The sequence below is a fragment of the Dysgonomonas termitidis genome (genome assembly GCF_054657735.1).
Map to the genome: position 1 here is coordinate 3,382,693 of NZ_BAAHYD010000002.1, position 18,332 is coordinate 3,401,024.

At 42.0% G+C, this 18,332-nt stretch carries 11 protein-coding genes and 2 pseudogenes; 9 read left to right on the plus strand and 4 right to left on the minus strand.

Features of this window, described 5'->3' with window-relative positions:
- Nucleotides 1–262: 262 nt before the first annotated feature.
- From ACYQ3L_RS18190 to ACYQ3L_RS18200, 3 genes and pseudogenes are all read right to left on the minus strand, one after another.
- The gene (locus tag ACYQ3L_RS18190; protein WP_380001615.1) at nt 263–2,371 is read right to left on the minus strand and encodes a type IA DNA topoisomerase; all 2,109 of its coding nucleotides are present in this window, start codon (nt 2,369–2,371) and stop codon (nt 263–265) included.
- Nucleotides 2,372–2,468: 97 nt separating this feature from the next.
- Complete coding sequence (locus tag ACYQ3L_RS18195) at nt 2,469–3,170, minus strand: DUF3945 domain-containing protein (protein WP_380001617.1); 702 nt, start codon at nt 3,168–3,170, stop codon at nt 2,469–2,471.
- 111 nt (nt 3,171–3,281) lie between these two features.
- A pseudogene (locus tag ACYQ3L_RS18200) lies at nt 3,282–3,380 on the minus strand (DUF4099 domain-containing protein); the annotation flags it as partial.
- 165 nt (nt 3,381–3,545) lie between these two features.
- Between ACYQ3L_RS18200 and istA the strand changes: the two are divergent.
- The 3 genes and pseudogenes from istA to ACYQ3L_RS18215 all read left to right on the plus strand — a co-directional run.
- Nucleotides 3,546–5,129, plus strand: a complete 1,584-nt coding sequence (gene istA / locus ACYQ3L_RS18205) for an IS21 family transposase (protein ID WP_380002093.1) — start codon at nt 3,546–3,548, stop codon at nt 5,127–5,129.
- A complete protein-coding gene (gene istB / locus ACYQ3L_RS18210) occupies nt 5,116–5,898 on the plus strand; it encodes an IS21-like element helper ATPase IstB (protein WP_459952321.1) in 783 nt (260 codons plus the stop codon). Before istA ends, istB begins: the two co-directional genes overlap by 14 nt.
- A 112-nt stretch (nt 5,899–6,010) precedes the next feature.
- A pseudogene (locus ACYQ3L_RS18215) lies at nt 6,011–6,221 on the plus strand (BRO-N domain-containing protein); the annotation flags it as partial.
- 134 nt (nt 6,222–6,355) lie between these two features.
- Here the strand turns inward: ACYQ3L_RS18215 and ACYQ3L_RS18220 are convergent.
- Nucleotides 6,356–8,524 carry a bifunctional alpha,alpha-trehalose-phosphate synthase (UDP-forming)/trehalose-phosphatase gene (locus ACYQ3L_RS18220; protein WP_380000897.1) on the minus strand — a complete coding sequence of 723 codons (2,169 nt, stop codon included), beginning with the start codon at nt 8,522–8,524 and terminating at the stop codon, nt 6,356–6,358.
- 203 nt (nt 8,525–8,727) lie between these two features.
- On the opposite strand from ACYQ3L_RS18220, the gene ACYQ3L_RS18225 reads away from it, so the two are divergent.
- From ACYQ3L_RS18225 to ACYQ3L_RS18250, 6 genes are all read left to right on the plus strand, one after another.
- On the plus strand, nt 8,728–10,521 hold the full coding sequence (locus tag ACYQ3L_RS18225; RefSeq protein ID WP_380000895.1) for a glycoside hydrolase family 15 protein: 1,794 nt from the start codon (nt 8,728–8,730) through the stop codon (nt 10,519–10,521).
- A gap of 505 nt (nt 10,522–11,026) precedes the next feature.
- A complete protein-coding gene (locus ACYQ3L_RS18230) occupies nt 11,027–12,133 on the plus strand; it encodes a site-specific integrase (protein WP_380000893.1) in 1,107 nt (368 codons plus the stop codon).
- Between the two features lie 667 nt (nt 12,134–12,800).
- Complete coding sequence (locus ACYQ3L_RS18235) at nt 12,801–13,337, plus strand: dihydrofolate reductase family protein (protein ID WP_380000891.1); 537 nt, start codon at nt 12,801–12,803, stop codon at nt 13,335–13,337.
- Between the two features lie 153 nt (nt 13,338–13,490).
- The gene (locus ACYQ3L_RS18240) at nt 13,491–15,851 is read left to right on the plus strand and encodes a carboxypeptidase regulatory-like domain-containing protein (RefSeq protein WP_380000888.1); all 2,361 of its coding nucleotides are present in this window, start codon (nt 13,491–13,493) and stop codon (nt 15,849–15,851) included.
- Between the two features lie 7 nt (nt 15,852–15,858).
- On the plus strand, nt 15,859–17,610 hold the full coding sequence (locus ACYQ3L_RS18245; RefSeq protein ID WP_380000886.1) for a sensor histidine kinase: 1,752 nt from the start codon (nt 15,859–15,861) through the stop codon (nt 17,608–17,610).
- A complete protein-coding gene (locus ACYQ3L_RS18250) occupies nt 17,607–18,323 on the plus strand; it encodes a LytR/AlgR family response regulator transcription factor (RefSeq protein WP_380000884.1) in 717 nt (238 codons plus the stop codon). The genes ACYQ3L_RS18245 and ACYQ3L_RS18250 overlap by 4 nt, the downstream gene beginning before the upstream one ends.
- The last annotated feature ends 9 nt before the right edge of the window (nt 18,324–18,332 follow it).

Sequence of the window (18,332 nt, forward strand, 5' to 3'; positions counted from 1 at the left end):
GACCTTCGGAATATTCAATTTCATTAGTCATTTTACATATACTACGCTCCTGTGATTGTTAATTCTCGCAATGGCATAGCCAAAATATATTTTTGTCTCTGTACATTGCTTAACGAAAATGTTCCCTACCTTTGTTTCACTTCAATTTATTCATAAGCGTTTTTTTCGTATGATGTCGAGAGACATAGCGGGTTAAACTTGGATAAGTTGGATAATTAGTGAGGTGCTTGGGAGGGATACCCAAGCACCGTTTGCTTTAGGTCTATTTCTTTTTGAATTTGCTCCCTTTGGTACTATTGTCAAATATAAACTGAAGTTTGTACTCCTTATCAAGAGACAATGAGGCTTCAAACTCTTTCCCTGCTTTACTTTTGAAACCTTTGAATGGTCCCATCTTATTCATTTTGAATAATTCGGTAAGTTGAGTATCTGTCAAATTTTTTCCCGATTTATTTCGGAAGCAGATAAAATCACAGTTTTCGTCAGTACATCTTGCAACCATCGGATAGAAACGTATCTTACCCTCTTTACACTTGGGACAACATACATCCGATTGTTTTTCCCGAAATACAATATTCGATGACATAAGTTCCGCTGTTACCTGAGTAACATAAACTCCGATACTTTTGGAAAACGTACCTGCATCAAACCCTCCAGTCTCTATTTTGCCAAGTGTTTCTTCCCACATACCCGTCATCTCCACATCGGCTATTCGCATTGATTTTACAATGCCGTATATTGCCAATCCTTTTTCAATTGGCACAAGAGTTTTCTCTTTGCGGATAATATACCCTCGTGAAATCAGAGTCTCGATAATCGCTGCACGGGTAGCTGGCGTACCCAATCCGCAACTTTTCATAGCTTTACGTTGAGCGTCGTTATCGAGTTCCTTTCCGGCATTTTCCATTGCTGTCAATAATGAACTTTCGGTATATAAAGGTTTCGGCTTGGTTTGCTTTTCTACCAACGTAGTTGCCATAGCTTCGATGGTTTCTCCTTCTGTAAAAGACGGGAGGCGAACGGCAGAGGATTCTTCACTTCCCTTTTGAGCTTCTTCTGAAAGGACAGCCCGCCATCCCGCTGAAATAATAATCGAGCCTTTGGCTTCAAATTCCAGTTCGTTGGAAACAAATACAATTTTGACCTGCTCTTTGCTGCATTTCGGAGAGATAGCTTCCAACATACGTCCGGCAATCAGGTCATAAACCTTTCGTTCGTCTTTCACTATGTCATGTGCGTAGTTCTCAGTAACAAGCAGGGCATGATGATCGGTTACTTTCTTGTCGTTAACAGCTTGTTTATTTAGTTTCTTCTTCTGCAAGTCCGTCACATGGTTCACAAATAAGGGATGTATTTTCAGACATCGTAATAGTTCGAGCATCTGTTCAAATATATCTTCGGAAATATATTTGCTGCCTGTACGTGGATAGGTAATCAATTTTTTCTCATAAAGGGTTTGTGCCAGACTCAGCGTTTTATCTGCCGAAAAGCCATACAACTGATTCGCTTTCTTTTGTAGGCCTGTCAGATCGAAGAATAAGGGAGCCTCTTCCGATACATTCTTGCGTTCAACAAACTTTACTTCGATTGTAGGCTGTTTCTTCAACAACTCATAGCATTGCTCGGCATTCTCCTTAGTATTAAATTTCTCTTTTGAGAAGGCTTTGAACGAAATATCGTCTTTATTGATACCTAATGCCAATTGCCAATAGAGCTGAGGAACAAATTGCTTATTTTCTTTGTATCGGGAGCAGATCATAGATAATGTAGGAGTTTGTACTCTACCCAATGAATAAATACCTTCTCCGGCACTAATACTCAATGCCTGACTGGCATTAATACCCACGAGCCAGTCCGCTTCGCTGCGTACTTTTGCTGCTTTGTATAGGTCGTCATACGCTGTTCCATCCTTCAAATTTTTCAACCCCTCTCGGATAGCTTTTTCCGTCAGCGAACTGATCCATAGTCGTTGGAACGGTTTACTGCATTCCAGATAATTGTAGATGTAGCGAAAGATAAGTTCCCCTTCCCTACCTGCATCGGTAGCAACAATAATTTTGTCGCAACTATCGAATACATTTTTTACTACTTTGAGTTGCTTCAATGCTCCGGGATCAGCTTTATATCCTTTTTCTCCCTTTACCTGTCGGGGTTGTAGTGTGAATATTTCGGGAATAATAGGTAAATTTTCTCTTTTAAACCCATTGAATCCATAGTCTTCGGGCATAGATAGTCCGACAAGATGCCCGAATGCCCATGTTACAAGATATCCGTTACCATACAGGTATCCGTCTTTTTTATCGGTAGCTCCTACGATAGATGCTATCTCTCTGGCTACACTTGGCTTTTCTGCTATAATTGCTATATTCATAGTTATTTTGGATAATTAGTGAGGTCTGATAGACCGTTTTGTTTTACATAGTCTACGAAAACAAGTAGACCGTTGTTAATAAAGGAGTTTGCAACCCTTACATTTTTCGACCTTTGGATTTTTGAGGTTGCTGTTCCTTCTTTTCCTCCTGTTTCTCTTTTTGTTTTTCGGTAGGCTGTGTTTGACCTTGCTTAAGAGGCTCTTTGACATCTTTGGTGGCTTCATTAGTCTTCCCCTCCGAATTGACAGCTACCTGTGTTTTGGCAGCATTGTCGGGAGTTACTTCTGCTCCTTGCTTTTTCGCCTTATCAGGATTCCATTTGAAGAAGTCCAGTTTTTCTTTTTCTGTATTCACTTTGATGTAAGCATTGAAAGGTTCTCCTTTCTTATCGGTCATACCTGTCACATAGATCGTTTTATTCTCTTTCAGATCTTTTTGCTGTTGTTCGGAGAGTTCTGCTCCCAATAACTTAGTTGGGATATGGAATTTCTTTTCCTGCGATTGAGATTGATCTTGTTTGCTCGTATTCAATTGTTGTTGCTCTTTCGATAGCTTATTGGCATTATCGAACTTGAACTCCAGCCCTCTGCGATCGGCATCGATCTGTACAGTAGCATTGAAAGGCTTGTCGTTCTTGGATATCATGCCCTCCAGATAGACGCCTTTTCCCTCTGCCAAATCTTTCTTTTGTCCATCGTTGAGAGTAACGCCTTTTATCTCATTGGGTATTTTGATTTTATCGGCTCTGACAGCTACCAGTTCGTTAGTCAACTTATCAATAGATACGAATGCCATCATCTTTTGGTCTTTGACAGGTTCGATCTCTACCAATCGTCCGGCATGACCTGTCTGGCGGAGGTTTTGTTTGTCATCTTCAGATAGACGTGTTCCGTAAAATGGACGATCTAATTCCGGTTCTTTGCGTAAGGCATGAATGGCTAAAGCGATATTCCCTTCGGCAGTTTCACGCAGAGATAGGCGGGCATCGGTACGGATTGGAAAATCCAGTGAGCGTTGCCCCCTCGTGCCAGTCTAAATTGACCCCATGTACCAAAATATGTTTGACCCTTTTCGCCAAAATAAAAATGTCCCCTGTCGGAATATAAACCAACAGGGGATTTTTATGTAATTTAGATTTACCCTCCTGGTCGATGGGTTAAAACTAAAATTACTATGACAACAAAATTAGCAAACATTCTTCATTGCTATGCAATGGGGATGGGTATAAAAGGTATCAGCGCGACCTTTGAGCTATCCCGTAACACAGTGCGCAAGTATGTGCGTTTGTTTCAAGAGAGTGGTATGCCAATGGAGCAGCTTCAGTCCATGCCGGCGAAGCGCCTTGAGGAGATGTTTGGAAGCAGCGGTGAGAGGGAACGTACCCCTTCAGTGCGTCAGTTGGAACTGGAGGCGCTCTTACCTGAGTATGCCGCAAGACTTACACGCAAAGGAGTGACAGTAAAATCTTTGTATGAAGAGTACCGGCGAGAGCATCCGGGTGGATTCCGTCATGCAAGTTTCGGCGCGTACATACAACGTTATCGGCTTGTATCACGTCCGGTGGGTCACGTTGAGCATTACGCCGCAGACCAGCTGTATATTGATTTTGCGGGCGACCGTCTAGAGGTTGTTGATGAGCAAACAGGCGAAGTCAGATCCGTTGAAGTTTTTGTAGCCATCCTTCCTTGTAGCCACTATACCTACTGTGAGGCAGTCTGGTCGCAGAAGAAAGAAGACCTTATAAAAGCATGTGAGAATGCACTACACTTCTATGAGGGTGTGCCCTTTGCAATCGTCCCTGACAATTTGAAGTCGGCGGTAACTCGGAGCAATCGCAATGAGCCGGTTATTAACGAAGACTTTGCCGCTTTTGCCGAGCATTATGGTTGTAGTGTATATCCGGCACGTGTCAGGCACCCAAAAGACAAAGCCCTTGTAGAGAACGCTGTAAAACTGATGTACAAGTCTGTTTATACCGATCTCGAAGGTCTGATGTTCCATGATTTGGAATCACTCAATGCCTGCATTATCCAATCTCTAAGTCGTTTCAACGAGAGAAAACTTACCGGACGCAATCAGTCTCGCAGGCAGTTGTTTGAAGAGGTAGAAAAAGACTATCTACGAACTTTACCCTCTGTGCGGTATCAGATGAAGGAACGCAAATCTGTGACCGTGATGCGTAATAGCTATGTAACTCTCAAGAAGCATCATTACAGCGTGCCAAAGGAATATGTAGGCAAGCGTGTCGATATTGTTTACGATGCTGATACTCTCGATATCTTCTATGGCCTGCGGCTGGTAACAACCCACCAGCGTGATGACACTCCCTATGGCTACACTCGGAAGGAGGCACACAATCTTCCCGGTAGGCATGGTAGCTACGAAAAGGATCTGGACGAGGTTTTTGAACGAGCTACTCAGATAGATAATATCGTCTTGCTTTATCTCAAGGATGTAGCATCGCAGAAGAAATATATGCCTCAGGCCTTCCGCTCATGCAGAGGTATCCTAGCCTTGGAAAAGACCTTCGGACAGGACAGGCTTGTGGCGGCATGCGCCTGTGCTTCATTGATGCGCGTTTACGGATATCAAGATGTTATCGGTATCCTGAACCGGGGCGATGATGCAGACTTTCTGCCACAGGCTGATCAGGACTCGGACACCAACTTATCACTTCCGCACCACAAGAACATCCGTGGACGTGAATACTTCTCAAAATCAACAACAAAAACTAACAACAACAATGGAAACAAATAATAAAACCGCACCCGTTACTCAGGAGAAAGACCAAAATATCATTTCTCTGGATCTGATGAACCGTATGAAGCTGCATGGTATGGCTGCCGCCTTTAAGGAAAGCCTGCAGTCCACCGTTGCCGAGTCTATGACTGCTGACGGCTTCCTCTCATTACTATTGGCTCGTGAATGGGACTATCGTTCGGATGCCTCCATACAACGCCTGATTCGAGGGGCCGGCTTTCGATACAAGGCTTATCTTGAGAATATAGACTATACCATCAATCGAAGTCTCGACCGCAACCATATAGAACGGCTCTCGTCGCTTGACTTTATCCGTCAAGGAAAGAATCTGTTCATTACCGGTTCATCCGGAACCGGCAAAAGTTATATTGCAACAGCCATTGGGTATCAGGCGTGTAAGAACGGAATACGAACTAACTATGCCAATGCATCCAAACTTATGGGAGCGCTAAAAGTTGCAAAGACAAAGGGGATCTTCGAGGCCGAACTCAAGAAAATAGAACGATGTCAGTTACTTATACTTGATGATCTCTTTCTTGTTCCTCTTGACGCTAAAGAACGTTCAATATTGCTTGACATCATCGAAGATCGTCATGAGCGCAAATCTATCATTGTGACCTCACAATTACCGGTTGCCAACTGGTATGATGCAATAGGAGAACCAACAGTCGCTGATGCCATTCTTGACCGCATCGTCCACTCGGCGCATCAGATAGAACTTACCGGTGAGAGTGTGAGAAAAATGAAGGTAGACAAAAACAAGTAAATCTAAAATAAAAATGACCCCGTCGACCAGGATAATTTAGGGGTAATCATAAAGTTTTTTCAGGGGTCAATTTAGATTTGGCACGAGGGGGCAACGCTCACTGGATTTTCCACAAGTTGCATCTGAGAGATTAGATGAAATGCAAGATCCGGAATTAACAATCGATCGAGCTATGGAACAATATCTTCGTTTAGGTTATTCTGAGAATTGGATAAACCAACGGCTTAAAAGTATTGAAATCCGTAAAGAGCTAACTGACGAATGGAAACGAAGAGGTCTAAAAGAAGGAGTCCAATTTGCAACGCTCACCGATATTATACAGTCACAAGAAAGAAAAGGCAACAATAAGTCAGAGAAAAAAACTCCGCTCAAAAGCCTGAAAGAAAAAAGAGCAGATAAAGCAAATAAACGTGCTGAAAAGAACAAGAAAGGTGATAGCTTAAAATAGCTATTACTTTTACTGATCTAACAATCCCAGAAGAAAAGACAGAGTCTGCTGTTGTATTGGCAGATTGTATAATGCAGCATTTGAACTTTGCCCTACCTTGATTGCAATAGCATCGGAAGGTAATGCCATAAACATTTCCTCATCGGTAGTATCATCGCCTATAGCCATCACAAAGTCATAATTACCTTTATTTATTAATCTGTTAGCTTCCGAACCTTTACTAATATCACTATATTTTACTTCTACTATTTTATTTCCTTTCATTATCTGCAGGTTATGACGGGCGCATGGATTTAATAATGCATTGATGAGTTGAGTTACCCGAAGATCTGCTAACCATACATCCACATTTCGGTAATGCCATACCAAAGCGGTATCTTTTACCTCCATCTTTGAGCGTGGAGTTCGTTTTACAGTTTGTCTTATTATTTCAGGTATTTCATCATCCCATTCTATATTTTGAGCTGTCTGGTGCCAAATGCCTTCTTCTTTATAAAAAGCCCCATGTTCAGCGGCTAAGCCAATAGGTAAATGCCCCAACCATTTATCCAACGTTTCCTTGTTGCGCCCGCTACTTATAACGATATGGTTTTTAGGATCCGCACTCAGGTCTTCTAATATCTTGAGTAAATTAGGAGTAGGAAATGCTTGCATCGGCTCTTTATAAAAGGGAGCCAATGTTCCATCATAATCGAGTATGACAAGTCTATTTCTGGCTTTATCATAAGCCTGTTTTATAATATCAAAATTCTTTTTCTCAACTATCTTCTGTTGTAAAGCATCATTCTTGGATTTTATGCCTGTTAATTCTTCAATGAAATCTTTAGCCCATTGTTTAACCGTCTGGGTTGATATGATTTTCTGCATGACTGTAATAGTCTCTAATTGTTCCTCAGCAGGCATTTCCAATGCCTGTAAAATAGCGCTTTCTATCTCTTTTATATCTGTGGGATTTACAATAATGGCGTCGGACAATTCAATGGAAGCACCTGCCATTTCGCTAAGGATAAGTACACCCGGTTCACCTCTTTTTGTTGCTACATATTCTTTGGCAACCAGATTCATACCATCGCGCAGAGGTGTGACTAAAGCAATGTCGGCTATATGATAGAGAGCTGCCAGTTCTTCGAAACCGAAAGCACGATAAAAATAATACACCGGAGTCCAATCAATACTTGAATATTTTCCATTGATGGCTCCCACTTTCATATCTATCTCATTCTTTAGCTCGGCATAGATATCCACATTATCTCGCGAAGGAGCTACAATCATCACCAATGATACTTTTCCTATATATTCGGGATGATTTTCCAAAAATTCTTCAAAACTTCTTAGACGAATCATAATACCTTTACTATAGTCCAGCCTATCTACCGACAGGATCAGTTTGCCTGAACCGAAGCTTACTCTTAGCTCCTCCGCGTTATCTTTAATCTCCTGATTCAACAAGGCATCATGGAACATATCATAGTTAATCCCCATAGGGAAAGCATCGACATCAACCACACGCCTGTCCATTTGTATTTCATCTAGTTGACAATCTAGCTTCAGTACCCTGTATACAGCACTTATGAAGTGTCGCATATAATTGTGGGTATGGAATGCGACTAAATCGGCACCCAATAATCCGTTCAATATTTCGGCTCTCTCGGGTAAACCTCTGAATAATTCATAAGAAGGAAAGGGTATATGATGAAAATAACCAATACTGATATCAGGAGTTCTATCACGGAGCATTTTAGGCAACAGCATCAACTGGTAATCCTGTACCCAAACTATATCGCCAGGTTCAATAATCTCCAGAGCCGCTTCACAGAATAGACTATTAACCTCTTTATAAGCCTCCCAATATTTGTTCTCATATCGCATATGATTTGAAAAATAGTGGCAGAGCGGCCATAGCACGCTGTTGCTATACCCTTCGTAATAATTTTCTATTTGGTCGGGAGATAAATAAACCGGATGAAAGTTCTGCTCTTCCAACTGTTCATCTATCACTTCTTTTTCCTTGCAGTCATCAATATACATTCCGGGCCAGCCAACCCAATGTTTATCCATTTTTGTTTCCAGAGAATCCAGTCCTGTCGACAACCCTCCGGTACTGGGAATAACCTTATACTCTTCTTTCTCCTGAACAATTGTCAAGGGTAACCTGTTTGCTATTATTATAAGTTTCATCTTTTTTAATTTAATAATAAGAAATTTCCAGAACACTCCAGGAATGTTCTTACAATGTATTTCTTTCAGTAAACTGGAGAAGAAACGATCACGAAGTGTGAATTAATACTAAATAGAACAGAGGAATTGCGAGTTTGGTTCAAACAAAGACTACATTGTATCCTAAAGAACGGTATAAACATCGGATAAAACAAATATTAAACATGAATAATCTAAATTACGGAATTATAGGAAATTGTAAATCGGCAGCATTAATTTCGGAAAAAGGAAGCATCGATTGGTTGTGTATGCCAAATTTTGATTCGCCGTCAGTATTTTCCAAAATTCTGGATGAAAAATCCGGTGGGAGTTTTGCCTTTATAGTATCCGGCGATTATACATGTACGCAAAAATATATGAAAGGGACTAATATCCTGTGTACACAATTCATTTCTGATGAGGGTAGTTTCGAGGTACTCGATTTTATGCCCAGATACAGGACTTTACAAATGGATCATTTCTTTCCTGCGGAAGTTTACCGTTATATACGCCTGTTGACAGGCAAACCGCGTTTTCGGGTTCAGTACGAGCCTGTGATGAATTATGCTAAAGAAACAGCCTCTCACCAGAAATTTGCGGACTACATAAAAACTTCTTCATGTGAAAACATCAAGGATAATATGTACTTGTATTCAAGCCTCGATTTTGACACGGTACTGAATAGCGAAGAAATAACCCTCGAAAAAGAGGAGTTCATCTTATTATCTTATGGACAAAAGCTTGTATCGATAGACATCGACCGTGTTTATCTGGAATACCAACGCACTAAGGTCTATTGGCTGAACTGGAATAACCGTTCCCGCAAATTTATTCAATACAATGATGTTATATCCCGCAGCCTGTTGATATTGAAGCTAATGTCTTATCAGGATTCAGGGGCAGTTATTGCTGCCCTGACCACTAGCATTCCGGAAACGATTGGCGAAGTACGCAATTGGGATTACCGGTTTTGCTGGATCAGGGATGCCTCCATGTCGATAGAAGTTTTATTGAAAATGGGGCACCAGTCTGCTGCAAAGCGATTTATGGGTTTTATTAAAAGAATATTGAGATCGAAATCGGACTCTTTTCAGATTATGTATGCCATTGATGGCAGCCGGACTTTAAGAGAGGAGATTCTCGACCATTTATCGGGATATGAAAATTCAAAACCTGTGAGGATCGGGAATGCGGCATACAATCAACGACAAAATGATTCGTTAGGGTACTTGATGGACGTTATCTACAATTATTATATCCATTTTCCCGGAACTCTCGACGAAATAGAAGAGATGTGGGAAATAGTAAAAAACATTGTCAAAACGGTATCTATAGAATGGAGAAATCCTGACCAAAGTATATGGGAATTCCGCAATACCGAAAAACATTTTGTGTTTTCGAAAGTGATGTGTTGGGTGGCGTTGGACAGAGCCGTAAGTGTCGCCACTTTTTTGGGTAAGTCAGAATATGAAACTGAATGGAAAGAACAAGCCGAAGAAATCAAAAATGATGTTTTAGCACATGGCTGGAATGAGGAAATACAGAGTTTTACACAAACGTATGATAATTATGATATGGATTCTTCACTGTTATTAATGGAACAATACGGATTTATCGATCCAGATGACGAAAAGTTCGTTAAGACGGTAGAGCGAATCAAACAGGAATTATTCCACGAGGGATTGATGTACAGGTATAAAACCGATGATGATTTTGGTTTGCCTTCGTCTTCATTTACAATATGTACTTTCTGGCTCGTACGTGCATTATTTGTTACAGGACAGAAAGAAGAAGCCTTAAAGGTATTTAATGAGTTGCTTACTTATTCCAATCATTTGGGATTATTCAGTGAAGATCTCGATTTTGATACAAAACGGCAATTAGGTAATTTCCCTCAGGCATATTCACATCTGGCACTGATAAATACGGCTTTATTATTTTCGGAAGAGAAAGCGTTTTCAAAATTTGTGAGGGCATAATTATAGACTTCAAAATTGGTATTTCAAAGAATAATCACTATTTTTGAACTAACAAAAGAATACAAGTCAACTCCAAGCCAAAAGTGGTATTTTGAGAGACAACAAAAAGCCAAAAATAACTACTAAACCGCTACTAAATTAATAGTAGTGTTTCTGTAAAATATTAGAAAACATCAGTTTAAGACATAAATCGGTTGATCCAAGTGGGATCACTTCAAGAACTGAACCTTTTAAAGACAGTTCGAGGTCAAACAAGACAAAACCTCTCATAACTATTGATTATGAGAGGTTTTTCTGTTTTTATATCTTGTAAAAAGACACAAATAAGAAAGCCGCCCGGTCGAATTCGGACAGAGTTTCGTTACCAATCCGTTACCCAAAAACACCGATGACAAAATGGTAACGAATTTCAATTTAAGTCTCTGCATTGTAGCATATTGTCTATATTTTGTCTGCCATTCAAAATACATTAGAAAGTAATTTTGAAATTTTAAACATTGACAGTATGAAATCAACATTCAGAACATTATTCTATTTAAGGAAAGATCGGGTTAATGCACAGGGATTAGTTCCGATTATGGTCCGTATTACTATCAACAAACAAATGGTACAATTCAGCTCCAAGCTGGAAGTTGACCCCAATTTATGGGATACTAAACTTGGAAGGGCTATCGGTAGAACATCCGATGCCACAAATCTAAATCGTTTGCTTGATAATCTACGCTCCAAAATTGACCAACTATACAACAGGGAGTTGGATACAAAAGGTTATGTATTACCTGAAACAATAAAAGAAAAATTGCAAGGCAATGACCCTGACAGAAAAACTTTTATGGAGTATTTTAGCCTGCATAATGAGCAATACAACCTTAGGATCGGCAGCAGGACATCATCTAAAACAGCCCAAAGATATGAGCTGACTAAAAACCGGATGAGTGAATTCTTGCGTATCAAATATAACATCGAGGATATTATTGTACAGGAGATAGACTACATGTTCCTTGAAAACTTCTATGCATATCTCTGTAATCATTGTGGATGCAGTAATAATACGGCAATGAAATTCATGCAACGATTCAGGACTGTTTTCAATTTTATCATTAATACCGGGTATGATATGAAAGTCGATCCATTTGCAAATTTTAGATTTCACACACAAAAGGTTAATCGTGAAATATTATCTAAGGAAGATATTGATAAAATATACCAGAAAAAATTTTCAACAGAAAGATTGAATCAAGTCAGGGATATATTCATTTTTCAGTGCTATACTGGATTAGCGTACATTGATGTTTATAACTTAACTGAAGATGAGATCAGGTTAGCTTATGACGAGCGACTTTGGATTATGACTGAACGAGAAAAGACAAAGGAGCCCGTTAATGTTCCTTTGCTTGATATTCCATTAGCTATTCTTGAAAAATACAAAGATAAGAGAGACGAGAATAACGGGAAATTATTGCCGGTTTCGACCAATCAAAAGATGAATGAGTATTTGAAGGAAATTGCTATAATATGTGGGATTAAACAGAAGCTCTCGACACACATTGCAAGACACATGAATTTTTATTCTCGGCTGAAAACAAGCAAGTTACAAGAACTTTTTTCTTGACAGGTAACGATTTAGAAACGAGCGAGTCTCGTTTATTTACGTCATTTTTCACAAAGTACAAAGAACGATATTGAACTGCAAAGTTACAAAAGAATCCTCATATTACCAATATACTCAATCATTTCTTTTCTGTTTCCCTTTTTCCAATCTATTTTGGTTACTCATAACGAAATGCTTTTACAGTTTTAACCCTTCATTACAAACTTAAAAACAGAAGTTTAGGCAGGCGGGAATAAGCATTGGGCAACAATATGGAAATGAGCGAAATTCCTTACCTTGCTTCGTTTATCCATTGCTTCAAATAACTTCGCCACGATAACTGCTTTTTGAGAGAAACCACAACAATCAATACCTTTTCTATTTCTATTTTTCGGACAGTATGAATATAGGCAAAGAATTTGTACCTTTGCCCCTGAAAAATAGAAAATAGCGGCTTGTAAAGCCGTTTATATAACATAACGTTCGCTGAACGTCTCGATACGAAAACTGGCACTTTTCAAAACTAAGAATGAGACCAACGCGCAATGTTCATGCTATACGAAAGTATGGCGTGGAATTGCCTGTTTCATTCTTAGGTATGCCAGTACCTCGTATCGGAGCAGTGTGGATTCCACGCTTTTTCGTTGGATGCAGGCGAACACAGTATAAACAATTAAATTGAAGAAAAATGAAAAAGATTAAAGTTTTCATCGCTGTGTCGCTTGATGGTTACATTGCTTATCCTGATGGCGGAATAGATTGGTTAGCAGGACTTAATGCTCCTTCCCTGAAAGAATTTAAGGATAAAGTGTTTTACAATTCGATAGACACTATCCTTATGGGGCATGGTACATATCAGGAGATAACATCTTTTGATGTGGATTGGCCGTACAAAGACAAAACAACTTATGTGCTTTCCCGTCGAAAAAATAATCTTCCTCCTAAAGCAAACGTATCGTATCTTACTGAAAATGTATTGGAATACATACGTCAAATCAAACGTCAGGATGGTAAGGATATTTGGCTTTTAGGTGGCGGGCAAACGATAAGACTTTTGTTGAACCATGATTTGGTGGATGAACTGCACCTTTGTTACATCCCTGTTATGTTTGGAGACGGCATTCCTTTGTTCCCATCCAAGATGAAAATATCAAAATGGGAATTGCGCGGCAGCAAGACGTTTGAATCCGGTATATTAAAGGTCGATTACGTGTTATCCGCATAACAGAACATTTACGAATCAAAAATAGACAACTTCCTAAAAAATACATTCAAAAATCCGTTTTGGTCGAAAAACCACCGTGTTTTGTCGAAAAATCCTTTTGTGTATTTTGAATGCCTTTACTTTTGTCGCTTCAAATTAAAATAGAAAACAGACATGAGGAAACAGGTATTCGTTATATGGGCAATTATGATTGCCGGGTTATCAGTACAGGCGATGGCGCAGCCGGGTGGAAACATCCGGGGGGTCGTCACCGATGCGGCATCGGGACAAACATTATCGTATGTAACGGTGATAGTGTTGAACACAAATCCCACCGTTGGGACGACAACGGATGAACAGGGGGCTTTCAATCTGCCGCCACTGCCTGTCGGACGCTATAACATCCAGGCGTCGTTTGTCGGATATGAACCGGCGACAATCAGGGAAGTGATGGTTTCGTCAGCTAAAGAAACCGTACTGGAGATTACAATGAAGGAAAATGTACAGGCATTGGACGAAATAGTTGTCCGTCCGAAGACGAACAAGGAAGCGCCGCTCAACCCGATGGCATTGGCCGGGGCGCGGATGCTCAGCGTGGAAGAAGCAAGCCGTTATGCAGGCGGTTTCGATGACCCTGCACGGCTGGTCGGTTCGTTTGCGGGCGTAGCGGGCGATGTAACAAGCAACAGCATCGCCATCCGGGGCAATTCGCCGCAATCCCTGCAATGGAAATTGGAAGGCGTTGAAATACCCAACCCAAGCCATTATCCCGAAATTGGCGGCGTGGGCGGAGGCATCCTGACAGCGTTCAGTTCACAGGTGCTGGGTAATTCCGACTTCTTGGCGGGTGCTTTTCCGGCAGAATACAACAATGCGTTGTCCGGTGTATTTGACATGGCGCTGCGCAACGGAAACAACCGGCAATATGAGCACACGGCGCAAGTAGGGACGCTCGGCGTGGAATTTGCTTCCGAAGGTCCTTTCAAAAAGGGCGGGCGGGCTTCTTACCTGTTTAATTACCGTTATTCGTCGATGGCTTTGGCTGGCGATATTGTCGGCGGCGATTTGGAAAAGGTTTCCGATATGCGTTATCAGGACTTGTCGTTCAAAATCAATCTTCCGACAAAAAAAGCAGGAACATTCTCGCTGTGGGGCATCGGCACATCCGACGGTTTTATCAGTGACTTGCCGGATGACTTGACCGGCTACGACTACATTCCAATCGAGCAGAAAGCACGCCAATATATGGGAGCGGCAGGACTGGGGCACAAGATTTTCCTCAACGAAAACAGTTACCTGAAATCCACTTTAGCCGCCACGTATGCAAAGAATCATTCGCAAGCCGACCTCTACGATGCCAACCGTCAAAACCCTCAACAGATACTGGACATGCTGGACAAAAACGTCAGTCTTGTTTTCAATTCCTGCCTGAACACGAAGTTCAACGCCCGTCACACAAACCGTACCGGTATCACGCTGACCGGTTTGTTCTATGACGATAACTACAATATCGTACCGAACTACCCCTACTCCAACGGTGAACCGATGATGAATTTTGCCGATGCCGACGGAAGTAGCCTGCTGACTTCGGTGTTCACCCAGTCGTCTTATCAGTTCAATGAACAGTTCACTGCCCAATTGGGACTGAACGTGCAATATTTTGCACTCAACCGGCACTGGACATTTGAAAAACGGGCAAGCATCCGCTGGCAGGCGTCCCCGCGACATGTGTTTGCTTTGGCAGTTGGTTCGCACAGCAGGCACGAGAGGCTCGATTATTATTTCGTTACCACGCCGGAAACAGGCAATCGCCTCGTGAATAAAAATCTTGACTTCGCCAAAGCATTTCATGCGGTATTAAGCTACGATTTGCATGTTTCGGACAATATGCACTTCAAGGTCGAACCCTATTTCCAATACCTGTACGATGTGCCTGTCGTGCCTGGCAGCGGCATTTCCATTATCAACCAAACCGACTTTTACATGTCCAAACAGTTGGTAAACGACGGAAAAGGGCGGAATTTCGGTGTCGATTTCACCTTTGAACGGTATCTGAAAGGCGGTTACTATTACATGCTGACAGCTTCCGCTTTCGATTCCAAATATCGCGGTAGCGACGGCGTATGGCGCAATACCCGTTATAACCGCCATTTCCTGACCAATGTACTTGGCGGAAAAGAGTGGATGCTTGGACGAAAGAGGCAGAACATACTGGGTGTAAACATTCGCCTAAACTGGATGGGCGGCGGTTATTATACGCCCCTCGATGAAGCGGCGTCACTTGCCGGACAGCGCCCCATTGAAGATGAGAACCGCGTGATGGACAGTCAGAATCCTGCCGTATTTGTTGCACACGTAACTGTGAATCTTAAAATCAACAGGCCGGGTCTGGTACATGAGTTTGGAATAAAAATGCTAAATGTGACAGGTAAAAAAGAGTTCGTGAATTTCGACTATAACTACCGAACCGGGCAAATGGACAAGACAGGAGCTGCAGTCAGCATACCCAATATTTACTATAAAGTGACGTTTTAAAAGAAACATGAAACGGAAGATAGCAAATAATTTGGCGCTTATCGCGGTATTGGGCTTTGTCGCTATGGGAAGGATTTATCTGATTTCATCGGAAGGACTGCGTATTGCCCATACAGCGTTGGTTGTAGAGATTGTGTTGATTACGCTGACTTATTTTGCTGCAACAATTTTGAATATCCGTGTACTCGTACCCCGCCTGTTATTGCGAAACCGTTTTACGGCATATATAGTTTCATTGCTGGCGCTTGCAATAATTTTTATCGCTATCGAAATAGGCTTTGAGCGCTTGTTCATCGACCACTATCACTTGTCGCCCGGAAGAGACTTGTATTTTTCGGAAGACAGTATTTTATTTTTTGAGATGCTCTCCGGCATTGCCGTTTACTTTATCAGTGTGGCAGGGACGGCGATTGTTATCTTCATGCGTCTCTGGAAGCAGTCAGGCGCACGGATGCGGGATTTGGAAGAACAGAGCGCCCGGAGCGAATTGGAGAAAGTCAGGACACGGATTGATTCCGAAGCATTGTTTGAGACGCTCGACAGGACAGCAGGTATTGTCCGGCAATCGCCTTCCGAAGCTTCCACCCTGTTGATGAAGCTAAGCAAATCGCTCCGCCTGCAACTGTATGAAAGTGAACACAAGCGGCATACCGCACCGGGGGAACTTCCCTCACAAATGTTCAACCTGTCATCACCCCTCCTGAATTTATTGACGGAGAAACGTTATCGTGGAGTACGGCATCTGTTGATGATAATAGTATTCACGCTGATACTAAGCTCCAATCTCAATGGAACATGGTTTTCGCTCCTGTTTATGCTGCCGTTATCACTGTCTATTTATCTAATCCTGATATATTTCAGTATCCATGTATTAATGCCGAAATTGATGATGCGGAACAGAATGCCTGCTTATTTGATGTCGGTAACGCTGTCGGCGCTCGTGGTTGTCATACCCATGCAGCTGACTTATTTTAAGGGAATCGCCGATAGTAATGGATGGTATAACGATCAGTTTACTTTCAGCGCCTGGCACTTCTCTGCGTGGATGCAGGTATTATATACCATTACCAATACCATCAAGATAAGTTTTCCGATGATTAGCGTGAATGTTTTCATCCTTTTCCAACATTGGGTACGGAACGAACGGCATATCGCCGAACTCGAAGCGGCAAGACTGCGCTCGGAACTGGAACAGTTGCAAAATCAGGTGAACCCACATTTCCTGTTCAACATGCTCAATAACATTATCGTCCTGACGAAGAAAAATCCCGACGAGGCGGCTAATGTCCTTCATAAATTGAGCAACATGCTGCAATATCAGTTCCACGGCTTCACGAAGCAATCCATACGCCTTGGCGATGATATACGTTTTCTGACCGACTATCTGAACCTCGAAAAGCTGCGGAGGGATAATTTCGAGTTCAGCATTACGGCAGACGACGGCGTAGAAGAAATTTCACTGCCTCCGCTGTTGTTTATTCCCTTTGTGGAAAATGCCGTGAAACATAACAACGACAACCGTAACCTCTCTTTCGTCCGGCTCCGGTTTGGCAGGGAAAACGACAATTTGTGTTTCGGGTGTATCAACTCCAAACCGCTCCGCCCGATGCGAAAGGACGAAGTCGGGGGACTGGGGCTTCCCAATGTGCGCCGCCGCCTCGATTTGCTGTACGGAAACAGGTATCGGCTGGAGATAACCGAAAACGAAACCTCCTACACGGTACAATTAAGTATTGAACTTAAATATAAAAAGATATGAACTGTATTATTGTTGATGACGAACCCTTAGGCCGCGAAGCTATCCGCCTGTTGGTGGAAGATACCCCGGCGCTGGACTTGTCGGGAAGTTTCGGAGATGCCGAATCGGCAGGAAATTTCCTGCTCGGCCATCCCGTTGATTTGGTATTCCTCGACATCCGTATGCCCGGCACGGACGGGATAACGTTTGCCCGCACCGTCAAGGACAACACTTTAGTGATATTCACTACCGCCTATCCCGAATATGCGGTGGACAGTTATGAACTCGATGCCGTGGATTACCTTCTGAAGCCCATTGAACCGCAACGTTTCCAAAAAGCCGTTTCCAAAGCCTGCGATTACCTGCAACTCTTGCAGGACAAATCACAGAAAAGCAGCGTGGAAACCATTACGCAGGAGCATATCTTCGTGAAGTCAGACCGCCGCTACTTCAAAATCCTTTTCCGCGACATCCTGTTTATCGAAGGATTGAAAGATTACGTAGTCTTTCAAACGGCAGACCGGAAAATCATTACGAAGCATACGCTGAAAGCCATTCAGGAGCAACTTCCACCGAAAATATTCCTGCGTACCAACAAGTCGTATATTGTCAATCTGGAAAAGATTGATTCCTTCGATGTGAACGATATTTACATAGGCACACACGAACTGGCTATCGGCAGCCGTTACAGGGACAGTTTTATGGAGAAGTTTGTAAATGGGAAACTTGTTTAGCAAGATAAG

Excerpts from the sequence above, each read along its gene's own strand:
- ACYQ3L_RS18240 (WP_380000888.1), top strand. The coding sequence starts at position 13,491 with ATGAGGAAACAGGTATTCGTTATATGGGCAATTATGATTGCCGGGTTA.
- ACYQ3L_RS18250 (WP_380000884.1), top strand. The coding sequence starts at position 17,607 with ATGAACTGTATTATTGTTGATGACGAACCCTTAGGCCGCGAAGCTATC.
- ACYQ3L_RS18230 (WP_380000893.1), top strand. The coding sequence starts at position 11,027 with ATGAAATCAACATTCAGAACATTATTCTATTTAAGGAAAGATCGGGTT.
- ACYQ3L_RS18245 (WP_380000886.1), top strand. The coding sequence starts at position 15,859 with ATGAAACGGAAGATAGCAAATAATTTGGCGCTTATCGCGGTATTGGGC.
- istA (WP_380002093.1), top strand. The coding sequence starts at position 3,546 with ATGACAACAAAATTAGCAAACATTCTTCATTGCTATGCAATGGGGATG.
- ACYQ3L_RS18235 (WP_380000891.1), top strand. The coding sequence starts at position 12,801 with ATGAAAAAGATTAAAGTTTTCATCGCTGTGTCGCTTGATGGTTACATT.
- ACYQ3L_RS18190 (WP_380001615.1), bottom strand. The coding sequence starts at position 2,371 with ATGAATATAGCAATTATAGCAGAAAAGCCAAGTGTAGCCAGAGAGATA.
- istB (WP_459952321.1), top strand. The coding sequence starts at position 5,116 with ATGGAAACAAATAATAAAACCGCACCCGTTACTCAGGAGAAAGACCAA.
- ACYQ3L_RS18195 (WP_380001617.1), bottom strand. The coding sequence starts at position 3,170 with ATGATGGCATTCGTATCTATTGATAAGTTGACTAACGAACTGGTAGCT.
- ACYQ3L_RS18220 (WP_380000897.1), bottom strand. The coding sequence starts at position 8,524 with ATGAAACTTATAATAATAGCAAACAGGTTACCCTTGACAATTGTTCAG.
- ACYQ3L_RS18225 (WP_380000895.1), top strand. The coding sequence starts at position 8,728 with ATGAATAATCTAAATTACGGAATTATAGGAAATTGTAAATCGGCAGCA.